Source organism: Nonomuraea sp. MTCD27, from assembly GCF_041950495.1.
In the GTDB taxonomy this organism is placed as follows: Bacteria; Actinomycetota; Actinomycetes; order Streptosporangiales; family Streptosporangiaceae; genus Nonomuraea.
This window is the reverse complement of record NZ_JBGNUW010000041.1, coordinates 44265-66541: the sequence shown is the minus strand read 5'-3', so window position 1 is coordinate 66541 and position 22277 is coordinate 44265. Positions and strand designations below refer to the sequence as shown.

At 71.6% G+C, this 22277-nt stretch carries 20 protein-coding genes; 8 read left to right on the top strand and 12 right to left on the bottom strand.

The genetic code is table 11. The features are described 5' to 3' along the window. Positions 1–73: 73 nt before the first annotated feature. From ACBJ59_RS59715 to ACBJ59_RS59695, 5 genes are read right to left on the bottom strand one after another with little or no spacing between them, the layout of a single operon-like run. On the bottom strand, positions 74–508 hold the full coding sequence (locus tag ACBJ59_RS59715) for a GNAT family N-acetyltransferase (protein WP_375118828.1): 435 nt from the start codon (positions 506–508) through the stop codon (positions 74–76). Between the two features lie 45 nt (positions 509–553). Further along, positions 554–1690, bottom strand: a complete 1137-nt coding sequence (locus ACBJ59_RS59710) for an acyl-CoA dehydrogenase family protein (protein ID WP_375118827.1) — start codon at positions 1688–1690, stop codon at positions 554–556. 1 nt (position 1691) lies between these two features. After that, positions 1692–2597, bottom strand: a complete 906-nt coding sequence (locus tag ACBJ59_RS59705) for a hydroxymethylglutaryl-CoA lyase (RefSeq protein WP_364117564.1) — start codon at positions 2595–2597, stop codon at positions 1692–1694. After that, the gene (locus ACBJ59_RS59700; protein WP_375118826.1) at positions 2597–4594 is read right to left on the bottom strand and encodes an acetyl/propionyl/methylcrotonyl-CoA carboxylase subunit alpha; all 1998 of its coding nucleotides are present in this window, start codon (positions 4592–4594) and stop codon (positions 2597–2599) included. The genes ACBJ59_RS59705 and ACBJ59_RS59700 overlap by 1 nt, the downstream gene beginning before the upstream one ends. Positions 4595–4599: 5 nt before the next feature. Further along, a complete protein-coding gene (locus ACBJ59_RS59695) occupies positions 4600–6171 on the bottom strand; it encodes a carboxyl transferase domain-containing protein (protein WP_364117560.1) in 1572 nt (523 codons plus the stop codon). A 61-nt stretch (positions 6172–6232) separates the two neighbouring features. Between ACBJ59_RS59695 and ACBJ59_RS59690 the strand changes: the two genes are divergently transcribed. From ACBJ59_RS59690 to ACBJ59_RS59675, 4 genes are all read left to right on the top strand, one after another. After that, positions 6233–6832 (top strand): TetR/AcrR family transcriptional regulator, encoded by a 600-nt coding sequence (locus ACBJ59_RS59690; protein ID WP_375118825.1) that lies wholly within the window; start codon positions 6233–6235, stop codon positions 6830–6832. Between the two features lie 83 nt (positions 6833–6915). Beyond that, positions 6916–7503 carry a PadR family transcriptional regulator gene (locus tag ACBJ59_RS59685; RefSeq protein WP_375118824.1) on the top strand — a complete coding sequence of 196 codons (588 nt, stop codon included), beginning with the start codon at positions 6916–6918 and terminating at the stop codon, positions 7501–7503. After that, positions 7504–8481 (top strand): ATP-binding cassette domain-containing protein, encoded by a 978-nt coding sequence (locus ACBJ59_RS59680; RefSeq protein ID WP_375118823.1) that lies wholly within the window; start codon positions 7504–7506, stop codon positions 8479–8481. Positions 8482–8483: 2 nt separating this feature from the next. Beyond that, positions 8484–9338: an ABC transporter permease gene (locus ACBJ59_RS59675; protein ID WP_375118822.1), complete on the top strand. Its 855-nt coding sequence runs from the start codon at positions 8484–8486 to the stop codon at positions 9336–9338. A 181-nt stretch (positions 9339–9519) separates the two neighbouring features. On the opposite strand, the gene ACBJ59_RS59670 is transcribed toward ACBJ59_RS59675, so the two are convergent. Further along, complete coding sequence (locus tag ACBJ59_RS59670; RefSeq protein WP_375118821.1) at positions 9520–10851, bottom strand: hypothetical protein; 1332 nt, start codon at positions 10849–10851, stop codon at positions 9520–9522. Between the two features lie 197 nt (positions 10852–11048). Between ACBJ59_RS59670 and ACBJ59_RS59665 the strand changes: the two genes are divergently transcribed. Then, entirely contained in the window at positions 11049–13268 is a 2220-nt protein-coding gene (locus ACBJ59_RS59665) for a thiamine pyrophosphate-dependent enzyme (RefSeq protein WP_375118820.1), read from the top strand. Here ACBJ59_RS59665 and ACBJ59_RS59660 read toward each other — a convergent pair. Both ACBJ59_RS59660 and ACBJ59_RS59655 read right to left on the bottom strand, forming a co-directional pair. Further along, positions 13257–14966, bottom strand: a complete 1710-nt coding sequence (locus ACBJ59_RS59660) for a serine/threonine-protein kinase (RefSeq protein ID WP_375118819.1) — start codon at positions 14964–14966, stop codon at positions 13257–13259. The two genes, ACBJ59_RS59665 and ACBJ59_RS59660, sit on opposite strands and share 12 nt — an antisense overlap. Before the next feature lie 46 nt (positions 14967–15012). Continuing rightward, positions 15013–15711 (bottom strand): M50 family metallopeptidase, encoded by a 699-nt coding sequence (locus tag ACBJ59_RS59655; protein ID WP_364117543.1) that lies wholly within the window; start codon positions 15709–15711, stop codon positions 15013–15015. Between the two features lie 99 nt (positions 15712–15810). On the opposite strand from ACBJ59_RS59655, the gene ACBJ59_RS59650 reads away from it, so the two are divergent. From ACBJ59_RS59650 to corA, 3 genes are read left to right on the top strand one after another with little or no spacing between them, the layout of a single operon-like run. Beyond that, entirely contained in the window at positions 15811–16692 is an 882-nt protein-coding gene (locus ACBJ59_RS59650; RefSeq protein WP_375118834.1) for an amidohydrolase family protein, read from the top strand. Between the two features lie 7 nt (positions 16693–16699). Then, positions 16700–17173, top strand: a complete 474-nt coding sequence (locus ACBJ59_RS59645) for a nuclear transport factor 2 family protein (RefSeq protein WP_375118818.1) — start codon at positions 16700–16702, stop codon at positions 17171–17173. 21 nt (positions 17174–17194) lie between these two features. Beyond that, the gene (corA, locus tag ACBJ59_RS59640) at positions 17195–18313 is read left to right on the top strand and encodes a magnesium/cobalt transporter CorA (RefSeq protein ID WP_375118817.1); all 1119 of its coding nucleotides are present in this window, start codon (positions 17195–17197) and stop codon (positions 18311–18313) included. 19 nt (positions 18314–18332) lie between these two features. Here the strand turns inward: corA and ACBJ59_RS59635 are convergent, their stop codons facing one another. The 4 genes from ACBJ59_RS59635 to ACBJ59_RS59620 form a co-directional block, all read right to left on the bottom strand. Continuing rightward, positions 18333–19817 carry a heparinase II/III family protein gene (locus ACBJ59_RS59635; protein ID WP_375118816.1) on the bottom strand — a complete coding sequence of 495 codons (1485 nt, stop codon included), beginning with the start codon at positions 19815–19817 and terminating at the stop codon, positions 18333–18335. A 67-nt stretch (positions 19818–19884) separates the two neighbouring features. Beyond that, positions 19885–20649, bottom strand: a complete 765-nt coding sequence (locus tag ACBJ59_RS59630) for a hypothetical protein (RefSeq protein ID WP_375118815.1) — start codon at positions 20647–20649, stop codon at positions 19885–19887. Next, a complete protein-coding gene (locus tag ACBJ59_RS59625) occupies positions 20642–21277 on the bottom strand; it encodes an RNA polymerase sigma factor (RefSeq protein WP_375118814.1) in 636 nt (211 codons plus the stop codon). The genes ACBJ59_RS59630 and ACBJ59_RS59625 overlap by 8 nt, the downstream gene beginning before the upstream one ends. 58 nt (positions 21278–21335) lie before the next feature. Next, a complete protein-coding gene (locus ACBJ59_RS59620) occupies positions 21336–22277 on the bottom strand; it encodes a winged helix DNA-binding domain-containing protein (RefSeq protein WP_375118813.1) in 942 nt (313 codons plus the stop codon).

The window sequence follows — 22277 nt, the reverse complement described above, 5'->3', positions numbered from 1 at the left end:
AACCGCCCGCCGCCCGGCGCGCACGGCCGGGTGGGATGGAGGGGCGATCAGCGGTGACGGCCCGCGCAGGGGCTCAGCGCAGGACCTTGCGGAAAAATGTGGCCGACGCCTCGTAGCCGAGCGCGTGGTAGAACTCCGGCGCCCGCCGCGTCGCCATCGCCACGTAGCCGGCCTCGCGCGTGCGGGCCCACCGCTCGAACTCCTCCAGCAGGGACCGGCCGATCCCCTGCCGGCGCAGCCCGGACTGGACCATGGCCTCCTCCACCCAGGCGACCGGCCCGTTGGCGAACAGCGTCAGATGGACGAACCCGAGCAGGTAACCGTGCACCCGCCCGCCCACGACGGCAGCGAGCAGCAGGGCGTCGTCGTTCGCCAGGAGCGCGGGCAGGGCGGCGTCGAATGCCTCGCGCTCGGGCCTGAACGTCAGCCCGAACTCGCGGGCCAGCGCGAACACCGCGTCCGCGTCCGCCTTCTCCGCCCTCCTGATCAGAAGATCGTCAGCCGTCATGACCAACGACACTAGATCGTCCCGCGCCACCGGCGCAAACTTCGCTCACAGGTCACCGAGCCCGAGCTGACGTGCGATGAGCATGCGCTGCACCTCGCTGGTGCCCTCGCCGATCTCCAGGACCTTGGCATCGCGGTAGAAGCGGGCGACGGGGAACTCGTTCATGAACCCGTACCCGCCGAACACCTGCGTCGCGTCCCGCGAGTTGTCCATCGCCGCGTTGGAGGAGACCAGCTTGGCGATCGCCGCCTCCTTCTTGAACGGCAGCCCGGCCAGCATCCGCTCCGCCGCGTGGTAGTAGGCCAGGCGCGCGGTGTGGGCGCGGGCCTCCATGTCCGCGATCTTGAACTGGATGGCCTGGTAGTGGCCGATCGGGTGGCCGAACGCCCTGCGCTCCCGGACGTACTTGAGGCATTCGTCCACACAGCCCTGCGCGAGCCCCACGCTGAGCGCGGCGATCGCGACGCGGCCCTCGTCGAGGGTCTGCAAAAACTGGGCGTAGCCGCGGCCGCGCTCGCCCAGGAGGTTCTCCCCCGGTACGCGGCAGTCGGAGAAGGACAGCTCGCGGGTATCGGAGGCGTTCCAGCCGACCTTGGAGTACTTCTTCGAGACCGTGAACCCGGGCGTGCCGCTCGGCACGAGGATCGTGGAGATCTCGCGCTCGCCGGTGAGCGCGGCCACGCCGACGACCCCCGTGATGCGGGTGCCGGAGTTCGTGATGAACGCCTTCGTACCGTTGATCACCCATTCGCCGCCGTCGAGCACGGCCGTGCTGCGCATCCCGCCCGGCACGTCGGAGCCGCCGCCCGGCTCCGTCAGGCCGAACGCGCCCAGCATCTCCCCCGAGGCCAGCTTGGGCAGCCAGGTCGCGCGCTGTTCCTCGGTGCCGAACCTGAGGATCGGCATCGCGCCCAGCGACACCGCCGCCTCCAGCGTGATCGACACGCTGGAGTCGACCCGGGCCAGCTCCTCCAGGGCCAGGCAGAGGGCGAAGTAGTCGCCGCCCATGCCGCCGTACTCCTCGGGGATGGGCAGCCCGAACAGCCCCATCGCGCCCATCTGCCGCACGATGTCGTACGGGAACTCCTCGCGCTCGTAGAAGTCGCCGATCACCGGCGCGACCACCTCGCGCGAGAAGGCCTCGACCGTCTTGCGCAACTCTTCGTACTCGTCCTTGAGCATGTCAGCCTTTCGAAAGCGCCTGTACGACGCGGGACGGACTGGGGCGGCCGAGCAGCTCCGCCAGCCAGGTGCTGGTGGACACGAGCTTGCCCAGGTCGAGCCCCGTCTCGATGCCGAGCCCACGCAGCATCCAGACCAGGTCCTCGGTGGCGAGGTTGCCGGTGGCGGACTCGGCGTAGGGGCAGCCGCCGATGCCTCCGGTGGAGGCGTCGACCGTGGTCACGCCCGCTCTCAACGCGGCCAGGGTGTTGGCGAGCGCCTGGCCGTAGGTGTCGTGGAAGTGGACGGCGAGCCGGTCCGGCCGGCGGAAGGCCCCGATCAGGGCCGTCACGTGGCCCGGCGTGCCGACGCCGATGGTGTCGCCGAGCGAGAGCTCGTAGCAGCCGAGCCCGAGCAGCCGCTCCCCGACCGAGACCACCTGCGCGATCGGCGTCGGCCCCTCCCAGGGGTCGCCGAAGCACATCGACACGTACGCCCGGACCTTCATCCCGTTGTCCAGCGCCCTGGCCACGACCGGCTCGAACATGTCGAACTGGCTCTCCAGGCTCCGGTTCAGGTTCTTCGCGGCGAACGTCTCGGTGGCGCTGGCGAAGATCGCGATCTCGTCCACGCCCAGGTCGAGCGCGCGGTCGAGGCCGCGCGGGTTCGGCACCAGGACGGGGTAGCGCACGCCCGGTCTCCGGTGCAGCCTGGTCAGCAGCTCGTCGGCGTCGGCGAGCTGCGGCACCCATCTGGGGTGCACGAAGCTGGTCGACTCGATGATCTTGTGACCGGCGTCCGCGAGCCGGTCGATGAACTCGGCCTTCACCTCGACGGGCACGACCGAGGACTCGTTCTGCAGCCCGTCGCGCGGGCCCACCTCGTAGATCGTGACCTGCTGCGGAAGACCTTGCACGGGGTACGGCATCACGCCTCCTCTGTGCCGACGATGGGGCCGACCATTGGGCCGGCCACTGGGGTGACCACTGGGGTGACCACTGGGGTGACCACGGCCAGGACGGCGTCCATGTCGACCGGCCGGCCCGCCTGCACGGGCAACTCGGCGACGACGCCGTCGCACGGGGCGGTGACCGTGTGCTCCATCTTCATGGCCTCCACGATGACCAGCGGCTGCCCCTTGCTCACCCGCTCGCCGGGCTGCGCCTTGACCACCAGCACCGTGCCGGGCATGGGGCTCCTGACCACGCCGTCGCCCGCCGCCGCGGCGCCGGCCCGGTCGCCCGGGTCGCCGATGAGGTGCCGGGTGAACGACCAGGAGGCGCCGTCCTTGCCCAGCCACAGGGTGTCGGAGCGGCGCGCCCAGAGGTAGCGCTCGGTGCGCCCGCCGATGGTGACGACCAGCTCGGCACCCCCGGCGGGGCCGCCGTCGAGCCGGATGTGGGCCGCCGCCGTACCGTTCAGCCGGACCTCGGCGGATTCCTCGGGCAGCCCGCGCACCTGGACCGCGTGCACGCCGTCCCGCGACTCCAGCCGCCACGTCGTCCACGCCCGCTCCCCCAGCCGCCACCCGTCGGTGACCTCCCAGGGGTCGTCGCCGCGCGGCAAGGCGTGGAAGACGAGCCCCGCCGCCGCGAGCACCTCCTCGGGCACCTGCACGCCCGGCACCAGCTCGGGCAGCGCCCGCTCGACCAGGCCCGTGTCCAGCTCGCCCGCCCGCACGGCCGGGTGCGCGGCCAGCGCCCGCAGGAACGGGACGTTGGTGACCACGCCCAGGACGGCCGTGCGGGCGAGCGCCCGGTCCAGCGTCCTGAGCGCCGAGGCCCGATCGGGACCCCAGGCGACGACCTTCGACAACATCGGGTCGAACTCGCTGCCCACGACCCCGCCCTCGACCAGCCCGGAGTCGACCCGGACGTCCCGCGGCTCCCGGAGCGCCAGGATCCGGCCGCCGCTGGGCAGGAAGCCGCGCGCGGGGTCCTCGGCGTACACGCGGGCCTCCACCGCGTGCCCGTCGAGCCGCACGTCCTCCTGCGCGAACGGCAACCGCTCGCCCGCCGCCACCCTGAGCTGCAGCTCCACCAGGTCGAGCCCGGTGACGAGCTCCGTGACGGGGTGCTCGACCTGCAGCCGGGTGTTCATCTCCATGAAGTGGTAGGCCCCGGTCGTGCCGTCCACGATGAACTCGACCGTGCCCGCCCCCACGTACCCGACCGCGCGGGCGGCCTCCACCGCCGCCGCCCCCATGCGGGCGCGCGTCTCGGGGCTCACGAACGGGGACGGCGCCTCCTCGATGATCTTCTGGTGCCTGCGCTGCAGGCTGCACTCGCGCTCGCCCAAGTGGACGACGTTCCCGTGGGTGTCGGCCAGGACCTGGATCTCGATGTGGCGCGGGTTCTCGACGTAGCGCTCGATCAGCAGCGTCCCGTCCCCGAACGCCGCCGTCGCCGTACGCCGGGCCGATTCGAGCGCGTCGGGCAGCTCGGCGGCCGACCGCACGAGCACCATGCCCTTGCCCCCGCCCCCGGCGGACGGCTTGATCAGCGCCGGGAAGTCGCTCCACCCCGCCAGCCCGGGCTCGGTCCCGCCGGGCACCACGGGCACCCCGGCGGCCGACACCGTGGCCTTGGCGCGGATCTTGTCGCCCATCGCGTCGATGGCCTCGGCCGGCGGGCCGACGAACACCAGCCCGGCCTCCGCGCAGCGGCGCGCGAACGCGCCGTTCTCCGCGAGGAACCCGTACCCGGGATGTACGGCCTGCGCCCCCGAATCCCGAGCCGCCCCAACAATCGCCTCAATATCCAGATATTTCGGCACCTGGAGAGCAACGTCGGCTTCGAGCACATGCCGGGCACCCGCGTCGGACGGCGTGTGCACGGCCACGGACGTGATGCCGAGCCCGCGCAGCGTGCGCGCGATCCGTACGGCGATCTCGCCCCTGTTGGCGATCAGAACACGGTCGAACACATGCCTCACATCCGGAAGACGCCGAAACCGGCGGGCTCGAGCGGGGCGTTGGCCGCCGCGGACAGCGCCAGGCCCAGGACGGTACGGGTGTCGAGCGGGTCGATCACGCCGTCGTCCCAGAGCCTGGCCGTGGAGTAGTAGGGATTGCCCTGGTGCTCGTACTGGGCCCTGATCGCCTCGGGGTCGGCGTCGCCGACGGTGGTGAGCACGTTCGCGGCCTGCTCGCCGCCCATGACCGAGATGCGGGCGTTCGGCCACATCCATAGGAACCTGGGAGAGTACGCCCGCCCGGCCATCGCGTAGTTCCCGGCCCCGAACGACCCCCCGATCACCACCGTGAACTTGGGCACCCGCGCGCACGACACGGCCGTCACCATCTTGGCCCCGTGCTTGGCGATGCCGCCCGCCTCGTAGGCCTTGCCGACCATGAAGCCGCTGATGTTCTGCAGGAAGACGAGGGGGATGCGGCGCTGGTCGCACAGCTCGATGAAGTGCGCGCCCTTCATCGCCGACTCGCTGAACAGGATGCCGTTGTTCGCCAGGATCCCCACCGGGTGGCCGTGCACGTGGGCGAACCCGGTCACCAGCGTCGACCCGTACTCGGCCTTGAACTCCAGGAACCGCGACCCGTCCACGATCCTGGCGATCACCTCGCGCACGTCGTAGGGCTGGCGGGTGTCGGCGGGCACGATCCCGTACAGGTCGCGCGGGTCGTGCCGGGGCGGCTCGGGCCGGACGGTCTCCCACGGGCGCGGGGCGCGCGGGGCCAGCGTGGAGACGATGTCGCGGACGATGGCCAGCGCGTGCGCATCGTCCTCGGCCAGGTGGTCGGTGACGCCGCTGACGCGCGAGTGCAGGTCGCCGCCGCCGAGCTCCTCGGCCGTGACCTCCTCGCCGGTGGCCGCCTTCACCAGCGGCGGGCCGCCCAGGAAGATCGTGCCCTGGCCGCGCACGATGACCGCCTCGTCGCTCATCGCGGGCACGTACGCGCCGCCGGCCGTGCAGGAGCCGAGCACGGCGGCGATCTGCGGGATGCCGCGCGCGGACATCGTGGCCTGGTTGTAGAAGATGCGGCCGAAGTGCTCGCGGTCCGGGAACACCTCGTCCTGCCTGGGCAGGAACGCTCCACCGGAGTCCACGAGGTAGACGCAGGGCAGGTGGTTGTGCAGGGCCACCTCCTGCGCGCGCAGGTGCTTCTTGACGGTGACCGGGTAGTAGGTGCCGCCCTTGACGGTGGCGTCGTTGGCCACGACCACGCACTCGCGGCCCGAGACCCGGCCGACGCCCGTGATGATGCCCGCGGCGGGCGCCTGGTCGTCGTACAGGCCGTTCGCGGCCAGCGGCGACAGCTCAAGGAAGCGGGAGCCCGGGTCGAGCAGGCCGTCCACGCGGTCGCGCGGCAGCAGCTTGCCGCGCTCGACGTGCCGCTTGCGCGACCGCTCGGGACCGCCGAGCGCGGCGGTCGCCAGGCGCTCCAGCAGCTCGGCGGCGAGCCGCTCGTTGAGCTCGGCGTTGCTCTTGTACGCCTCGCTCGCCGGCTCGGCGGCCGACTTCAGGACCGGCCAGTCGCTGCTCATGAGTCCCCTCTCATGGCACGGATGTTAGTCATCATTAACGTAACCGTCTAGCATGTGAGACGTGACCACCGCCTCCACCACACCTACCCGTAATCGGCGCAACAGGCGCGCGGAGATCCTGGACGCGGCCGCCCGGCTGTTCGCCGCCCGCGGCTTCCACGGGGTCTCCATCGAGGACATCGGCGGCGCGGTCGGCGTCTCGGGGCCCGCCCTCTACCGGCACTTCGACGGCAAGGACGCGTTGCTGTCGGAGATGCTGCTGGACGTCAGCTCGCGGCTGCGCGAGTCGGCCGTGGCGGTCGTCACCTCCGCGCCCGGCCCGAAGGAGGCGCTGGACGCGCTGCTCAACGTGCAGATCACGTTCGCGATCGAGCAGCCGGCGCTGATCACGGTGCACGACCGGGAGCTGGGCAACGTGCCCGAGCCGCAGCGCAGGCAGATCAGGCGGCTGCAGCGGCTCTACGTCGAGGAGTGGGTGACGGTGCTGGCCGAGCTGCATCCAGCGTGCCCGGCGGCGCGGCTGCGCGCGGCCACGCACGCCGTTTTCGGGCTGCTCAACTCGACGCCGCACAGCGCCGGGGAGCTGCCCGCGCAGGACATGCGGCCGCTGCTGCACGCGATGGCCCGGGCGGCCGTGGACGCCTCTGTTAAGGCTCGCTAACTTACTGGTCACTCGGCATGAGGGCCTTGTTGTGCCAACTATCTAGATATATCGTCACGGTATCTCGATAGTTGGAGGCAATCATGCGCGAACCCGACTTCTGGGACTCTCCTCCGCCCCTGCCCGCACCGCCCCCGTTCCCGCCCGGACCGCCCGGAGCGCCGCCGGGCCCGCCGTTCCCCGGGCCGCCGCCGCACGTACACTTCGCCGTCCACGGGAACGTCGCCGCGCCGCGCATCCGCCGCGGCGACGTCCGGGCGGCCCTGCTGGCCCTGCTGTACGAGGAGCCGCGCAACGGCTACCAGATGATCCAGGGCATCGAGGAGCGCAGCCGCGGCGTCTGGCGGCCGAGCCCGGGCTCGGTCTACCCGGCGCTGCAGCAGCTCGAGGACGAGGGCCTGGTGACCGGCGACGAGTCGGGCGGCAGCCGTACGTACCGGCTGACCGAGCGGGGCCGCGAGCAGGCCGCCCGGCACGCGGACGAGGCGCCCTGGGAGGAGGTCGCCCGCACGGTCTCCGACGACCACCACGAGCTGCGCCTGCTCTGGGCCCAGCTCAACGAGGCGTTCACCCTCCTGGCGCACACGGCCAGCGACCAGCAGGTGGAGGCGGCCAAGAAACTGATCAAGCAGACGCGCAGATCCATTTTCCAGATCCTGGCGGAGGACTGAATGACCGCGGACCCGGCGATCGCCGTACGCGGGCTGAAGAAGACGTACGGCAAGGTCGAGGCCGTCAAGGGCGTCGACTTCGAGGTGCGCCCCGGCGAGGTGTTCGGGTTCCTCGGCCCGAACGGCGCCGGCAAGACCACCACCATCAGCATGCTCTGCACGCTGGTGAACCCGACCGGCGGCGGCGCCACGGTCGCGGGGCACGACGTGGTGAAGGAGCGCGACGAGGTACGCAGGAACATCGGCCTCGTCTTCCAGGACCCCACCCTGGACGGCTACCTGAGCGCCGAGCAGAACCTGCGCTTCCACGCCGAGCTGTACGGCGTGCCGAAGCGCGTGGTCGGCGACCGGATCCGGCAGGTGATGGAGATGGTCGCGCTGTGGGACCGCAAGGACGCCAAGGTGATGACGTTCTCGGGCGGCATGAAGCGGCGCCTGGAGATCGCCCGCGGTCTGCTGCACTCCCCCAGGGTGCTGTTCCTCGACGAGCCCACCGTCGGCCTCGACCCGCAGACCCGCTCGGCCATCTGGGGGTACATCAACCAGTTACGGCTCACCGAGGACATCACCATCTTCATGACCACCCACTACATGGACGAGGCCGAGTACTGCGAGCGGATCGCGATCATCGACCACGGCGAGATCGTGGTCATCGACTCCCCCGAGGCGCTGAAGGCCAGCGTCGGCAAGGACCGCGTACAGATCCAGACCGCCGACGACACCGAGGCGATCAGGGCGCTGCGGGAGCGGTTCGGGCTGGACGCGGCCGTGCGCGAGGGCGCGGTGACGTTCGCGGTGGCCTCGGGTGAGGAGTTCGTGCCCCGGCTGTTCGCCGAGCTCGGGATGCCGATCAGGTCGGTGAGCGTCTCCCGGCCGTCCCTCGACGACGTGTTCATGTCCTACACCGGTTCCACGATCCGCGACGCCGAGTCCGGCGACGGCAACATGGCGTGGATGAGAGCGATGGCGAGGCGGTAGTCATGGCGACAGAGGCCATCAGCGTCCGGGTGCCGGGCCGCAGCGCCGGGCACGACCTCCGGGCCGTCAAGGTCGTGCTGCACCGGGAGATGCTCCGCTTCGTCAACGACCGCACCCGCATGTTGTCCATGCTCATGCAGCCCGTGCTGTGGCTGTTCGTCATGGGCACGGGGCTGGGGTCGCTGGTGCAGGGCTCGATCCCCGGGGTCGACTACCGGACGTTCATGTATCCCGGCATGATCTCCATGACCGTGATCATGACCGGCATGTTCTCGGCGGGCTCCATCGTGTGGGACCGCGAGTTCGGCTTCCTGCGGGAGATGCTCGTCGCGCCCGTCTCGCGCGGGGCGATCGTGATCGGCAAGTGCCTGGGCGGCGCCATCGTGGCCACCGGGCAGGGCGTCGTCATCCTGGCGATGGCGGGGCTGGTGGGGGTGCCGTACTCGCCGACGCTGTTCGCCACGCTGCTGGCGGAGATGTTCCTGGCGGCGTTCACGATCACGGCGTTCGGGGTCATGCTGGCGGCCCGGATGAAGAACATGCAGACCTTCTTCGGGCTGATGCAGATGGCGATCATGCCGATGATGTTCCTGTCCGGGGCGATGTTCCCGCTGGCCAACCTGCCTTCGTGGCTGCACGTGCTGACGGTCGTCAACCCGATGACGTACGCGGTGGACCCGATGCGGGAGGCGGTGTTCTCCCACCTGAACGTGCCGGCCGAGGTCAACGCGGTGCTCAACCCCGGGGTGCGGTGGTTCGACTTCCAGGTGCCGGTGGCGCTGGAGCTGGGCATCGTGGCGGCCCTGGGGGCGGCGCTGCTGGCGGTGGCGGTCGCGGAGTTCAAACGGGCGGAATAGGACTGGCTTTCGCATCCGACTGCGATCGATCTTGCACGGAGGGTTAAGGAGCGCAGTTCCGAAGTTCGATCTCCAGGAGAAGTGTCGTGACCTTGAAGTCAGGGTCTCGAGGCTGGAGACGACCGCAGACGAGGACGAGGCCCGGGGTGGTGTGCCCCGGGCCTCGTTCGGTGCCGGATGGTCAGCGCTTCACGCGGACGTAGTCGCGGCGGCTGTCGTCGCCGTAGGTGTCCTCGTCACCGCCGAACACGAACTTCCAGTGGCCCGACTTCCAGGCCCGGACCTTGGTGTAGAGCCGGCCGCTGTCGCCTGACCAGGTCGACTTCACGTACTGCCACTTCTTCGAGCCCACCGGCTTGAAGTACAGCGCCACCTTGCCCGCGTAACCCTCCCACGAGCCCTCGTCGTCGATCTGCAGCGCGCCCCTGAACCTCAGGTACTTGCCGCGCTTGATCGGCTCCGGGTAGGCGTTGAACTTGATCAGCCGGGTGTCGGCCTTGTCCACCGACGGCGGCGGGGCGGGCTGCACGACGCGCACCCAGTCGGCGTCGCTGACCGAGCCGTTGACGCCGCGGGCGCCCCGGTACTCGGCGCGCCACCAGCCGGAGGTCTGCGCGGACGCGGAGGCCCAGAAGCGGCCGTGGCGGCCGGTCACGGCGCTCGTGACGTACTCCCACCGGTGCGAGCCGTCCGCCCGGAAGTAGACGGCCACGCGCTGGCCGGACACGCCGTCGCGGCCCTCCACCCGCAGGGCGCCGGTGAAGGTGAGCTTGTCGCCCTTGTCCACCGGCTCGGGGCGGGCGTCGAAGCCGGCGATGCTGCTGGCCCGGTTGCCACGCCTGACGTCCACCCTGTCGGCGTCGCTGACGGTGCCTCTGGCGGTGGCCGTGGTCGCGAACTCGGCACGCCACCAGCCGGTGGCGTCGGCCCGCACCCGGGCGCCGAACCAGCCGCCGCGGCCGGTCGTCACCTTGGTGACCTCACGGTAGGAGTCGGAGCCGCGCCCGCGGAAGGTGATGGAGACGGACTGGCCGTCGTACCCCTTGCCGCCGGCCAGGAGGCGGCCGGTGACGCGGATGGTGTCGCCCCTGTCGACCAGGTCGGGGCCGGCGTCGAAGTCGGCGATCTTGGTGTCGAGTGCCCTGACGACGTCGAACGTGCCGGACTTGGAGGCGTCCCCGTCACCGTGCGCGGTGGCGGTGTAGCTCCACTTGCCGACGGCGCCCGCGCCGAAGGACTTGGTGCCGGTCCACTTCAGGCCGCCGGAGACGGCCGCCGACGTGACGGTGACCGGGTCCCCGTTGAGCTTGAGGTCGGCCGTGGTCGCATTCGTCGTGGTGAACGTGAACGTGACGCTGACGTCGGTGTCGAAGACGACGATCGGAGGGGCCGGGCTGATGCCCACATCGCTGATGGTTGGGGCGGGTGCCGCCGTCGCGGTCGCGGGGGCCGAGGCGAGTGCCCCGGCGGCGAGTACGAGGGCGAGGGCGGCGACACGAATGCGTTGTAACATGCGGGTTCCTTTCTGGAGACCCCATTGGTTCAACGCGGCATTGAGGGTGCCACGTGTGTCATATAAGTAGACGTGCAGCCTCCGGGGAAGGTTGTGGATTCTGACAAACCGTTATAGGCGGGTGTCAAACGGACCGGTCCACAACGTGTCACCGGCGTCCGGCAGACGTCAGGGCCGATCAAAGACATAATCGAGGTGTGGCGCGCGACACTGTTGAGACTCACTTCACCGAGGCGGTTGCGACACTGGAGACGGGCCCCGCGCGAGATCCGGGGCTCCCGGTCCGCGAGGGCACGACGCTGACCGGCGAGCAGTGCCGGACGTTGTTCCGCCGCCAGCTCGACAGCCGCCTGCTCGACATCGCGGCCCGCTGGCTGCGCGAGCAGGACGAGGGCTACTACACGATCGGCTCCGCCGGTCACGAGGGCAACGCGGCCGTCGCCGCCGCCCTGCGGCCCGGTGACCCCGCGCTGCTCCACTACCGCTCCGGCGCGTTCTACCTGACCAGGTCCGAACAGGCCGGGCGGCTGCCCGAGCAGGGCCTGCGCGACGTGCTGAAGGGTCTGACCGCGGCGGCCGACGAGCCGATCGCCGGTGGGCGGCACAAGGTGTTCGGCCATCCCGACCTGGCCGTCATCCCGCAGACCTCCACGATCGCCAGCCACCTGCCCAGGGCCGTCGGAGTGGCGTTCGCCATCGAGCGGGCGCGGGCGCTCGGGGTCCGCTCGGCCTGGCCGGAGGACGCGGTCGCGGTGTGCAGCTTCGGCGACGCCTCGATCAACCACGCCAGCGCGCTGTCCGGCTTCAACACCGCCTCCTACGCCACCTACCAGGGGCAGGCGCTGCCGTTGTTGTTCGTGTGCGAGGACAACGGCATCGGCATCAGCGTCCGCACTCCCCAGGGCTGGGTGGAGGCGGCCGCGCGGCGCCCCGGGATCGAATACTTCGCCGCCGACGGCTGTGACCTGCCCGCCGCCTACGACGCCGCCGTCCGCGCCGCCGAACACGTACGCGAGCGGCGCTCCCCCGCGTTCCTGCACCTGTCGACCGTGCGGCTCATGGGGCACGCCGGGTCCGACGTCGAGTCGGCGTACCGCACGCAGCGCGAGATCAAGGGCGACCTCGCCCGCGACCCGCTGCTGCGCACGGCGGCGCTGCTGGTGGAGGCCGGGCTGGAGACACCGGACGAGCTGCTCAAGATGTACGAGTTGGCGCGCGAGCACGTGCTGCGGATCGCCCTGGAGACGACGCGCAGCCCGCGCCTCGGCACGGCCAAGGAGATCATGGAGCCGATCGCGCCGCGCCGGCCCGAGCTGATCGCCAAGATCAGCCCGATGGCGGCCTCGGCCTCGGTCAGGGAGAAGGCGTTCGCCGGCGCGCTGCCCGAGAACGACAAGCCCATGACGCTCTCGCAGTCCATCAACCGCACGCTCGCCGACGCGCTGGCCGTCTACCCGGAGATGACGGTGTTCGGCGAGGACGTCGCCAAGAAGGGCGGCGTCTACGGTGTGACCAGGGGGTTGCAGAAGCGGTTCGGGGCGGCGCGGGTGTTCGACACGCTGCTCGACGAGCAGGCCATCCTGGGGCTGGCGCTCGGCTCCGGCGTGACGCGGCTGCTGCCCGTGCCGGAGATCCAATATCTGGCCTACCTGCACAACGCGCTCGACCAGATCCGCGGCGAGGCGGCCACGCTGTCGTTCTTCTCGCGCGGCGCCTACACCAACCCGATGGTGGTGCGGGTGGCCGGCTACTCCTACCAGAAGGGGTTCGGCGGCCACTTCCACAACGACAACGCGGTGGCCGCGCTGCGCGACATCCCCGGGCTGGTCATCGCCTCACCGGCGCGTCCCGACGACGCCTCCGCCATGCTGCGCACGTGCCTGGCGGCGGCCCGCACCTCCGGGTCCGTCTGCGTGTTCCTGGAGCCGATCGCGCTCTACCACACGCGCGACCTGTTCGACGCGGGCGACGGGGGCTGGCTGGCGCCGTACGCGCCGCCCGCCCGCTGGCCGGAGACCCACGTGCCGATCGGGCGGGCGCGCTCCTACGGCGACGGGCGCGACCTGACGATCGTGACGTTCGGCAACGGGCTGCGGATGAGCCTGCGGGCCGCCGTGCGGCTGACCCAGGAGGGGTACGGCTGCCGCGTCCTCGACCTGCGCTGGCTGGCCCCGCTGCCGGTCGAGGACCTGCTGCGGGCGGCCGAGCTGACCGGCAACGTGCTCATCGCGGACGAGACCCGGCACACCGGCGGCGTCTCCGAGGGGATCATGACCGAGCTGCTCGACGCCGGGTACAACGGGGCGATCGCGCGGGTGACCTCGGCCGACAGCTTCATCCCGCTCGGCGGGGCGGCCGATCACGTGCTGCTGTCGGAGGAGGAGATCGAGCAGGCGGCGCGCAAGCTACTGGGCTGACCTGGCCACCGCGCCCCTGATGCAGGCGGGTTTCGACCAGGCGACCGTCGAGTTCTCGGAGATGCGCAGCGGCACGCCCACCAGGAAGCAGTAGCCGCTGTCCGGGTCGAGTCCGGCCACGCGGGTCGAGGTGGCGCCCTGGCCGAGCGCGGTGATGGCCTGCTCGCCCTGCTTGACCGGGGAACGCTGGACGACCACCGGGTAGCGGCGGGCGTCGGCGGGCAGCGTCCATCGCAGCTCCACCAGCGCGCCCTGGTCCGCCGTCACCTCGACCCGCTTGGGGGCCAGGGCGGCGATGTCCTGCTCGTCGATGGCGCTGCTGCTCGGGGGCTGGGATCGGGCGGTGCCGGTGGCCGTCGCGGCGGTGGTCTGGGGGGTGGCCTCGGGGGTGGCCGGCGGCTCGATCGACAGGTACACGGCCAGCGCCGTGCCCGTCGCGGCCACGGCCGCCACCGCGCCGCTGATCAGGAGGCTCCTGCGGGCGCGGGAGGGGGACGGCGGGACGGTCGCCGCCCGGCCGGGAGCGTGCGCGCCCGGCGCGGAAGGGGGGACGGTCGGCACCTGGCTCGGCGGGAGGTGGTGGCCGGTCGTCGGAAGCGCACTCCCACCCGGCGGCAGGTGGCTGCCCGTCGTGGGAAGCGCGCCCCCGCCCGCCGGGAGGTGGTGGCCGGTCGTCGGAAGGGCACCCCCACCCGGTGGCAGGTGGCTGCCCGTCGTGGGAAGCGCGCCGGCGCCCGGCGGCCCGGGGCTGCCGGTGGTGGGCGGGAAGGGGATGTTCGGGGGTGGGGTGGCGGGGTCGTGACGCGGGCGGGGGACCGTGGACATCCCCGGGCCGGGTCCCGGGTCCTGGCCGACCAGGTCCGTCACCGACAGGCCCAGCTCGGCCTGGAGCTCCTGGAGGTGCCGGGCGAGCTCCCGGGCGGAGCCGTACCGGAGCTCGGGCTGCTTGGACATGGCCCGCACGATCGTGGCGAACACCGCCGGTGGCACGTCCGCGCGGTTGATGAGCGGCGGCTCGACGCTGAGCACCCGGTACATCAGCGGCGCGATCGACGGGTCCACCGGGTTGTGGAAGGCGGGCCGGCCGGCCAGCAGGTGGTAGAGGGTCGAGCCGAGCGAGTAGAGGTCGGTCGAGGCCGAGTGGGGCCGGCCGGTGAGCACCTCGGGGGCGGCGTGCAGCGGGGTGAACGCCTGCGAGGTGGCCGAGATCTCCGCCGCGTCCACGACCCTGGCCACGCCGAAGTCGGCGATCGCGAGCTCGCCGTACCGGGAGATGAGGATGTTCTGCGGCTTGATGTCGCCGTGCAGGACCCCGGCCTCGTGTACGGCGGCCAGCGCGCCGGCCAGCTTCACCCCGGCCCGCAGCACGTCGGGCACCGGCAGCGGCCCCTCCTTGCGGACCTTGTCGCGCAGGGAGCCGTTCTCGAAGAAGTCCATCGCGATGTACGGCTTGCCGGACCGCGTCACGCCGGTGTCGAAGACGGTCACGACGTTCGGGTGCCCGGTGAGGCGGCCGGTGAGCTGCAATTCGCGCTGGAACCTGCGCATCGTGCGCTGGTCCACCCGGTCGACGGACAGCACCTTGAGCGCCACGACCCGGTCGAGACGCTCCTGGTAGGCGCGGTACACGACGGCGAACCCGCCCTGACCCGCCTGATCGAGGACCCGGTAGCCGGGTGCGTCCTCGGCTGGCAGCACTCCACTCTCCCCCTGTTGCTGAGGAGTTTAGTGCGAAATTTCGAGACTAGAGCGGGTTCATGAGGTAAGCGCCGAACGCCATGGACACCACAGAAATCAGCAGGAAGAAGAACACGTAGAACCCGCCGGGCAGGAACGTCAGCCGGGCGAGCTGGTCGGCGTCGGAGTCCCTGGCCTGCCGCCGGCTCCGCTTGCGCTGCAGCTCGATGATCGGCCGGATCCCGCCGAACAGCAGGAACCACACCGCGACCAGGGCCACGACCTGCTGGACGTCGGCCGGCGCGTACATGATCAACGCGAACACCGCGCCGCCGGTGACCAGGAGGATCAGCGCGCCGTACAGGTTGCGGATCAGCAGCAGCATGCAGACCAGGAACAGCAGCACGGTCCAGATCAGCAGCGTGATGCGGCCCTGCTCGGTCAGCCACGCGGCGGCCAGCCCCAGCAGCGGCGGCGCCAGGTAGCCCGCGAGCGCGGTCAGGACCATGCCGGGGCCGGTGGGCCTGCCCCTGGTCAGCGTCACGCCGGAGGTGTCGGAGTGCAGGCGGATGCCCTCGAGCTTGCGCCGGGTGACCAGCGCCATCAGCGCGTGGCCGCCCTCGTGGGCGATCGTGATCAGCCCCCTGGAGACCTGCCAGGGCATGCGGAAGCCGACGATCACTAACGCGGCCAGCGCCGAGACCCCCACGATCCAGGGGTCGGGGTCAGGCTGAACCTTGATGAGGTGCGCCCAGAACTTGTCCATCGAGGAGAAACCCTAGCCTCTCGGCACCCTTCCCGGGCTCGGTCCTTCCTATGAGAAGGGCGCTCCCGCAGGGGGCGTGTCGGTAAGGTCGGCACCGTGGTGACAGAACCGGATTCTGACGCGCGGGTGCCCGGCTGGTGGGGCGGGCTGGGCCTGCCGGGGCTGATCGATCTGCACGTGCACTTCCTGCCCGAGCGGATGGAACGGCGGGTGTGGCACCACTTCGACCACGGCGGGCCGCTCATGGGCGACGGGTGGCGGATCGCGTACCAGTGGCCGGTCGAGCAGCGGGTCGAGCGGTTGCGGGAGCTGGGGGTGCGCTCGTTCCCCGCCCTCGCCTACGCGCACAAGCCCGACATGGCGCCCGATCTCAACGCCTGGACCCTGGACTTCGCCCGGCGGACACCTGGATGCCTCCCGTCGGCGACCTTCTTCCCCGAGCCAGGGGTGGTGGCGTACGTGCGGCGGGCGCTGGCGGACGGGGCCAGGATCTTCAAGGTGCACCTGCAGGTGGGCGGGTTCGATCCGCGGGCTCCCGAGCTGGACGAGGTGTGGGGGCTGCTGGCCGAGGCGGGGGTGCCGGTGGTGGTGCACGCCAGTTCGGTGCCCGTACCGGGTGGGTACGTCGGGCCGGGGCCGATCAGTGAGGTGCTGCGCGACCATCCGGCGCTGCGGGTGGTGATCGCGCATCTGGGGATGCCGGAGTACGACGCGTTCTTCGAGCTCGCCGCGCGCCACGAGCGGGTGGCGCTGGACACGACGATGGCGTTCACCGATTTCAGCGAGCGGGGCATGCCGTTCCCGGCCCGGCTGCGGCCCGCGCTGCTTGATCTCGGGCTGGCGGGGAAGGTGGTGCTCGGCAGTGACTTCCCGACCATCCCGTACCCATATGCCCATCAGCTCGACGCGCTGGCCCGCCTCGACCTCGGCGACGCCTGGCTACGGGCCGTCTGCTGGCACAACGGTGCGGCCATGATCTGATAGAGGGGTGAACGATCGGCACGTGGCGCTCATCAGCGCCTTCTACGACGCTCTGGGGCGCGCTGACTTCGCGGCCATGGAGCGCTGCTACCACCCTGAGGTCAGCTTCGGTGATCCCATCTTCCAGGAGGTCGAGGGGCGCGACAGGGTGATGAGCATGTGGCGGCTGCAGCTCGGAGTGCGTAACGGGCTGAAGTCCGAATACCGCGACGTGACGGCCGGCGACTTCAGCGGCACCGCGCACTGGACGGCCCACTACACCTTCTCCAGCACCGGACGTGAGGTCGTCAACGAGATCGACGCCCTGTTCAGGTTCGAGGACGACCTGATCGTCCGCCACCACGACGAGTTCGACTTCAAGCGGTGGTCGAAGATGGCGCTGGGCAAGCCGCACGGGCTGCTGTTCGGCTGGACACCCATGTGGCGCAAGAGCATCAGGGACCGCGCGACACGACAGCTCGAAGAGTTCCGTCCGTCATGAGGCGTTAGTGGAGGGTTTTCCATGGCCAGGGTGAAGGGGTTCAGGCGCAGCGGAGACGTACGCGAGGAAGCGCCCGAGCACTCGATGGACCCGCGTGCCACGGAGACGCGACCCTACCGGCCCACGGTCATCGACAACGCCATCTACCGGAACGGCGAGCGGGTCGACAACCCCGGCTCGCTCGCCGACGCCTTCGAACGCCTCAAGCAGATGCCCGAGGCCATGGCCTGGATCGGGCTCTACCGGCCGAAGGAGCGGGAGCTGCTCAAGCTCGGCGAGGAGTTCGAGCTGCACGAGCTGGCGCTGGAGGACGCCATCGTCGGCTCCCAGCGGCCCAAGGCCGACCGCTACGGCGACACGCTGTTCGTGGTGCTGCGGGCCGCCCGCTACCTGGACGACGTGGAGGAGGTCGCGTTCGGCGAGGTGCACGTCTTCGTCGGCCCCAACTTCGTGATCACCGTACGCCACGCGGAGGCGCCCAACCTGCACTCCGTGCGCAAGCGCATGGAGTCCGACCCCGACCTGCTGCGGCAGGGCCCGCAGGCCGTCCTGTACGCCATCCTCGACGCCGTCGTCGACGGCTACGCGCCGGTGGTGGCCGGGCTGCAGAAGGACATCGAGGAGATCGAGGTCCAGGTCTTCGGCGGCGACCCGTCGGTGTCGCGGCGCGTGTACGAGCTGTCGGGCGAGGTGATCGAGTTCCAGCGGGCCACGGCGCCGCTGGTCGGGATGATCCACGGGTTCATCGCGGGGGCGCGGAAGTACGGGGTGACCGACGAGCTGCAGAGCTACCTGCGTGACGTGGCCGACCACGCGATCACGGTGACCGAGCGGATCTCGTCGTTCCGCCAGATGTTGCAGAACATCCTGGTCGTCAACTCGACGCTGGTGACGCAGGCCCAGAACGCGGAGATGGCGCGGATGACCGAGGCCAGCATCCGGCAGGGCGAGGAGGTCAAGAAGATCTCGGCGTGGGCGGCCATCCTCTTCGCCCCGACGCTGGTCGGGACCATCTACGGGATGAACTTCGACTTCATGCCGGAGACGCACTGGGCGTTCGGCTATCCGTTCGCCGTCGTGCTCATGGGGGCCGTCTGCCTGGTGCTGTACACCGTTTTCAAACGCCGCGACTGGCTCTGACCCCGCCCGGGTGACGCCGCTACCCGGGCGGATGAGGCACGATCACCGTCAGCACGGTCGCCGCCTCCGGGGACAGCACGGTGACGTTCTCGGCCGTGCGCAGGTAGCCCGTCGCGACCAGGCCCGGCCGTATCGCCTGGCCCGGGCCGGGAGACTGGAGCAGGGTCACCCGGAAGCCGCCGTCGTCACCCAGGACCACCGCTCCGTCGCGCTGGGACAGGACTCCGAGGGTCGGGTCGAAGTGCCACAGGCTGCGCAGGGCGCCTGAGGGGACCGAGTCCGCCACGGCGAGCATGGGCGGGTTGTGGGTGATCAGGATGTGGCGGGTCCGGCGGACGGCGTAGGCGTCGTCGGCCAGGGTGAACGACTGGTGTGACGGGGTGATGGAGGAAGCCAGCAGGTCGGTGGGGGTGCCGGGGTGGAAGGGGGCGGTGGTGGGGATGGGGACGTTGTGGGCCTCCGGGGAGCGCGTCCAGTCGACGTAGCCGGTGCGTTCGTAGGAGTGGAACCCGGCCTCCACCAGGATCGGGCGGCCGTGAGCGAAGTACGTGATACCCAGGTGGTCCTCGTGGCCGTGGAGGCGGCGGCCGGGGCCGAATCTGATCGAGTAGTGGGTGGCTGCCGGGTCGTTCCAGGCGGTCCTGCCGAAGACGTAGCCGCCGTCGAAGACCCGCACCGGCGGGCCCGACATGGGGAAGCCGTCCGCGCGGGTGTCGGCGGGGCTGTCGCCGATGGGGACGAGGCGGCCGTCGGGCCGGGTGGCGTGCGACACGTACGCCTCCAGCGCCCGCCGCCTGGCCACCAGCCGCTCCGGGAGCTCGGCCCCGCTCTCACGGATGGCGCGCAGGGCGACGCCGAGGCGGCGGTGCACGTACAGGCCGTAGCGGGGGGCCTGCTCGTGCAGGACTCCCTGGGCGTCGATGGCGAGCTCGGCCGAGGCGGTCATCCGGCGTACGGCCAGGTCCCGCCAGCGCGCCCGGCCCAGGCGGCAGCCGACGACCAGCAGTGCGATGTCCTGGTCCAGACCGTGGTTGTGGCCCTCGCGGTAGAGCGAGGCGTCGGCCAGGATCTCGCCGTGCTCGGCGAGGCCGTCCCAGAGGCGCCCGGTTCGTACGTGCTCGCTCAGGCACACCAGCACCGGGGCGCGCAGGGCGACCGCGTGCTCGGCCCACGCCCATGGGCTGATGCCGCGGGCGCCGCGGGGGTTCGAGCGCAGCCAGTGGTCGGCCACGGTGGCGGCGCGGTCGAGGTACGCCTGGGCGCCCGTGCGCTCGTACTCGGCGACCAGGCGGCCCAGCCAGCGCAGCGCGTGCAGGTTCAGGGCCCAGGAGCGGTTTCCGTGCGGGTTCGCGGTCCAGTCGATCTCCCCGCCGGGATTGAGCCGGACGGGCGGCAGCCCGACGAACGTCACCAGGCCGCGCATCACCTCCTCCACCTTGGTCTGTGGGAACTGGTCGCTCAGGCAGATGGCCCTGCCGGAGGTCGTGCGGGCACGCCAGAACACGTCTTGGCTCCAGTTTCAGGGCGCGCGAGACCCACCGTCCCGCGCGCGGCGCGTCAGAAGGCGGGCTTCAGGCGGGACCCTGGTCGGTCCAGCCCGCGGTGAGGACGATCTCGGAGCTCCCGGTGCCGTCCACGCTGGACAGCACCTGTGAGGAGGCCGGGTCGATGATCAGGGTCCGCTCGACGCCGGAGGGCAGGCCGAACGCGAACGCCTCCCCGGCGCGCCCCCGCGCGTCCGTGGCGGCGCCCAGGTAGCGGACCTCCGGCAGGTCGGCCAGCGCCCGGTAGGCGGCGGCGCGCACGCCGGGCGCGGACGGCTTGGTCCACAGCAGGCCGCCGAGCGCGTCGGCGAGCAGCCCGGCAGAGCCCGGGGGCAGCATCGCGGCCACGCGCTCGCGCAGCGCGGCGGCGTCGGACGGCAGGGCCCGGATCTGCTCGTACGTCAGGTCGCGCCCCGCCATGCTGAACGGCGAGCGGCCGGTGACCCGGCTGACCCGGCCCTGCTCGGCGGTCCATGCCCGGCCCTGCCTGGTCACCCAGAGCTCGGTCTCCCTGCCGCCGTCGTGCAGTTTCCTGACGTGCCAGTAGGTGCCCCCGGAAGCGGTGGACGCGGCCGAGGTGGCGGCCGTGAGCAGGATCGTCCGGCCCGCCTCCATCGGCTGCTCGGGCGGGGTCGCGTAGAGGACGATCCCGGCGAGGGCCGCGGCGACGGGGATCGCCAGCCAGGTCAGCCGCCGGCGCCGGCGCCGGGCCGTGACCCGGCGCCACACCCGGTGCTGGGCCCGCGGGTCCGGGCGCGGCTCGCCGTACAGCTCGCGGATCAGCTCATCCACCGGCGGCCACCTCCCCGAGCAGGGCGCGCAGCTTCCTGCGGGCCCGGTTCAGCCGGGAGCCGACGGTGCCGTACGGGATGCCGAGCGCCGTGGCGATCTCGTCGTGGCTGAGCCCGGCGAGCGCGACCAGCAGCAGGACGTCGCGGTCGCGCCGGTCCAGGCCGGCCAGGGCGGCGGCCAACTCCGGCCGCAGGCTCTGGGCGCTGACCCGCACGGCCACAGACTCCTCGTGGCCCGGCGAGTCGGTGTCGGGGCCGAAGCGTCCGAGCGCGCGCAGCGTACGGGCCTCCAGGCGGCGGTGCTTGCCGATGAGGTTCGTGGCGATGCCGTACAGCCAGGCGCGCACCCCGGCGCGGGACGGGTCGTACTGGGCGCGCTTGCGGAACGCGGTGAGGAACGTCTCGGCGACGATGTCCTCGGCGAGGTCGGGGCCGAGCCGCTGGGCGACGTAGGCGTGGATCTCGCCGAAGTGGGCGTCGAACACGGCGGCGAACGCCTCTGTGTCGTGCAGGGTGTCGTGCAGGGTGTCGTGCAGGGTGTCGTGCAGGGTGTCGTGCAGGGCGCCGTCCAGGATCCCGGGCGCGCGGGCCGCCCAGGGCACCGTGGCCGCGATGGTCTCCCCCGTCATGTGCAACCTTCCGATGTATCAGTGGTCATCTGTTATCACCCGATACACGGATCTGCTTTCACGCTTCCAGGAAGCGGCGCACGTCGGCTGTCTCGTCGGACAGGTCGGGGAGCTCGCCGAACGGCTGCACGGTCACCTGGGCGCCCTTCCGCCCCCACACGCCCCTGATCACGCCGTCCACCAGCACGACCGGGCGCAGGATGCCACCTCCGGGGAACACCTTCCTCGCGTGTTCGGCGGCCAGGACGGGGTCCCTGCTGCGCCAGCCCATGACGTACTCGTCGAAGGCGGGGGCGAGGCGGACCACCGGGGGCTCCTCCGGGGGCGGCGTGGGGTGGCCGCTCAGCCGCCAGGCGGTGCGGGACTCGCCGAGCGGCAGGCCGGACCAGGCGGCCAGATCCTCGGGGGTGGCGGGGTGGTGGGCGCGGCGGTAGCGGGTGGCCAGTTCCTTCAGCGCGCGCTCCCGGTCGGGCTCGCGGGTGACGGGGGCCCCGAGCCAGTCGGCGGCGTGCACGTACGTGGGCTTGCCGGCGCGCAGCGGACCGAGGACGGCCAGGCCGTGGTGGGCGGCCAGCGCCACCAGGTGCACGATGCCCTGGCCCTGGGCCCGGCCCTTGAGGCGTTCCTCCAGGTCGGCCTTGGTGAGGGGGCCCTGGCCGGCCAGGGCGCGGGTGATCAGCGGGAGCAGGTCGTCGCCGGTGACCCCCTCCTCGGCGAGGCGGCGCAGGATGTTCGTGGCGGGGCGGGTGAGGGCGTGGATCCACGGCAGGTCGTCGGCGTGGACGAAGTGCAGGGTGCCGCGCGGGCCCCACGTCCTGACGATCTCGCGGGCCTGCCAGGCGGCCTCGACGTCGGCCGGGGTGAGGGTGGCCGAGCGGGCGCGGAAGGCGAGGAACGCGGAGGGGACGTCCTGGGCCTGCATGGCCGCCAGGTGCCGGACGATCTCGCCCGCGGCCAGGCCGGGCGGGCGGTGCAGGAGCTGGGCCTCGACGCTTCTCAC

Bases quoted from the DNA above. Each gene is read 5' to 3' on its own strand.
- ACBJ59_RS59715 (WP_375118828.1), bottom strand. From the start codon at position 508: ATGACGGCTGACGATCTTCTGATCAGGAGGGCGGAGAAGGCGGACGCG.
- ACBJ59_RS59710 (WP_375118827.1), bottom strand. From the start codon at position 1,690: ATGCTCAAGGACGAGTACGAAGAGTTGCGCAAGACGGTCGAGGCCTTC.
- ACBJ59_RS59705 (WP_364117564.1), bottom strand. From the start codon at position 2,597: ATGCCGTACCCCGTGCAAGGTCTTCCGCAGCAGGTCACGATCTACGAG.
- ACBJ59_RS59695 (WP_364117560.1), bottom strand. From the start codon at position 6,171: ATGAGCAGCGACTGGCCGGTCCTGAAGTCGGCCGCCGAGCCGGCGAGC.
- ACBJ59_RS59685 (WP_375118824.1), top strand. From the start codon at position 6,916: ATGCGCGAACCCGACTTCTGGGACTCTCCTCCGCCCCTGCCCGCACCG.
- ACBJ59_RS59680 (WP_375118823.1), top strand. From the start codon at position 7,504: ATGACCGCGGACCCGGCGATCGCCGTACGCGGGCTGAAGAAGACGTAC.
- ACBJ59_RS59675 (WP_375118822.1), top strand. From the start codon at position 8,484: ATGGCGACAGAGGCCATCAGCGTCCGGGTGCCGGGCCGCAGCGCCGGG.
- ACBJ59_RS59670 (WP_375118821.1), bottom strand. From the start codon at position 10,851: ATGTTACAACGCATTCGTGTCGCCGCCCTCGCCCTCGTACTCGCCGCC.
- ACBJ59_RS59655 (WP_364117543.1), bottom strand. From the start codon at position 15,711: ATGGACAAGTTCTGGGCGCACCTCATCAAGGTTCAGCCTGACCCCGAC.
- corA (WP_375118817.1), top strand. From the start codon at position 17,195: ATGGCCAGGGTGAAGGGGTTCAGGCGCAGCGGAGACGTACGCGAGGAA.
- ACBJ59_RS59625 (WP_375118814.1), bottom strand. From the start codon at position 21,277: ATGACGGGGGAGACCATCGCGGCCACGGTGCCCTGGGCGGCCCGCGCG.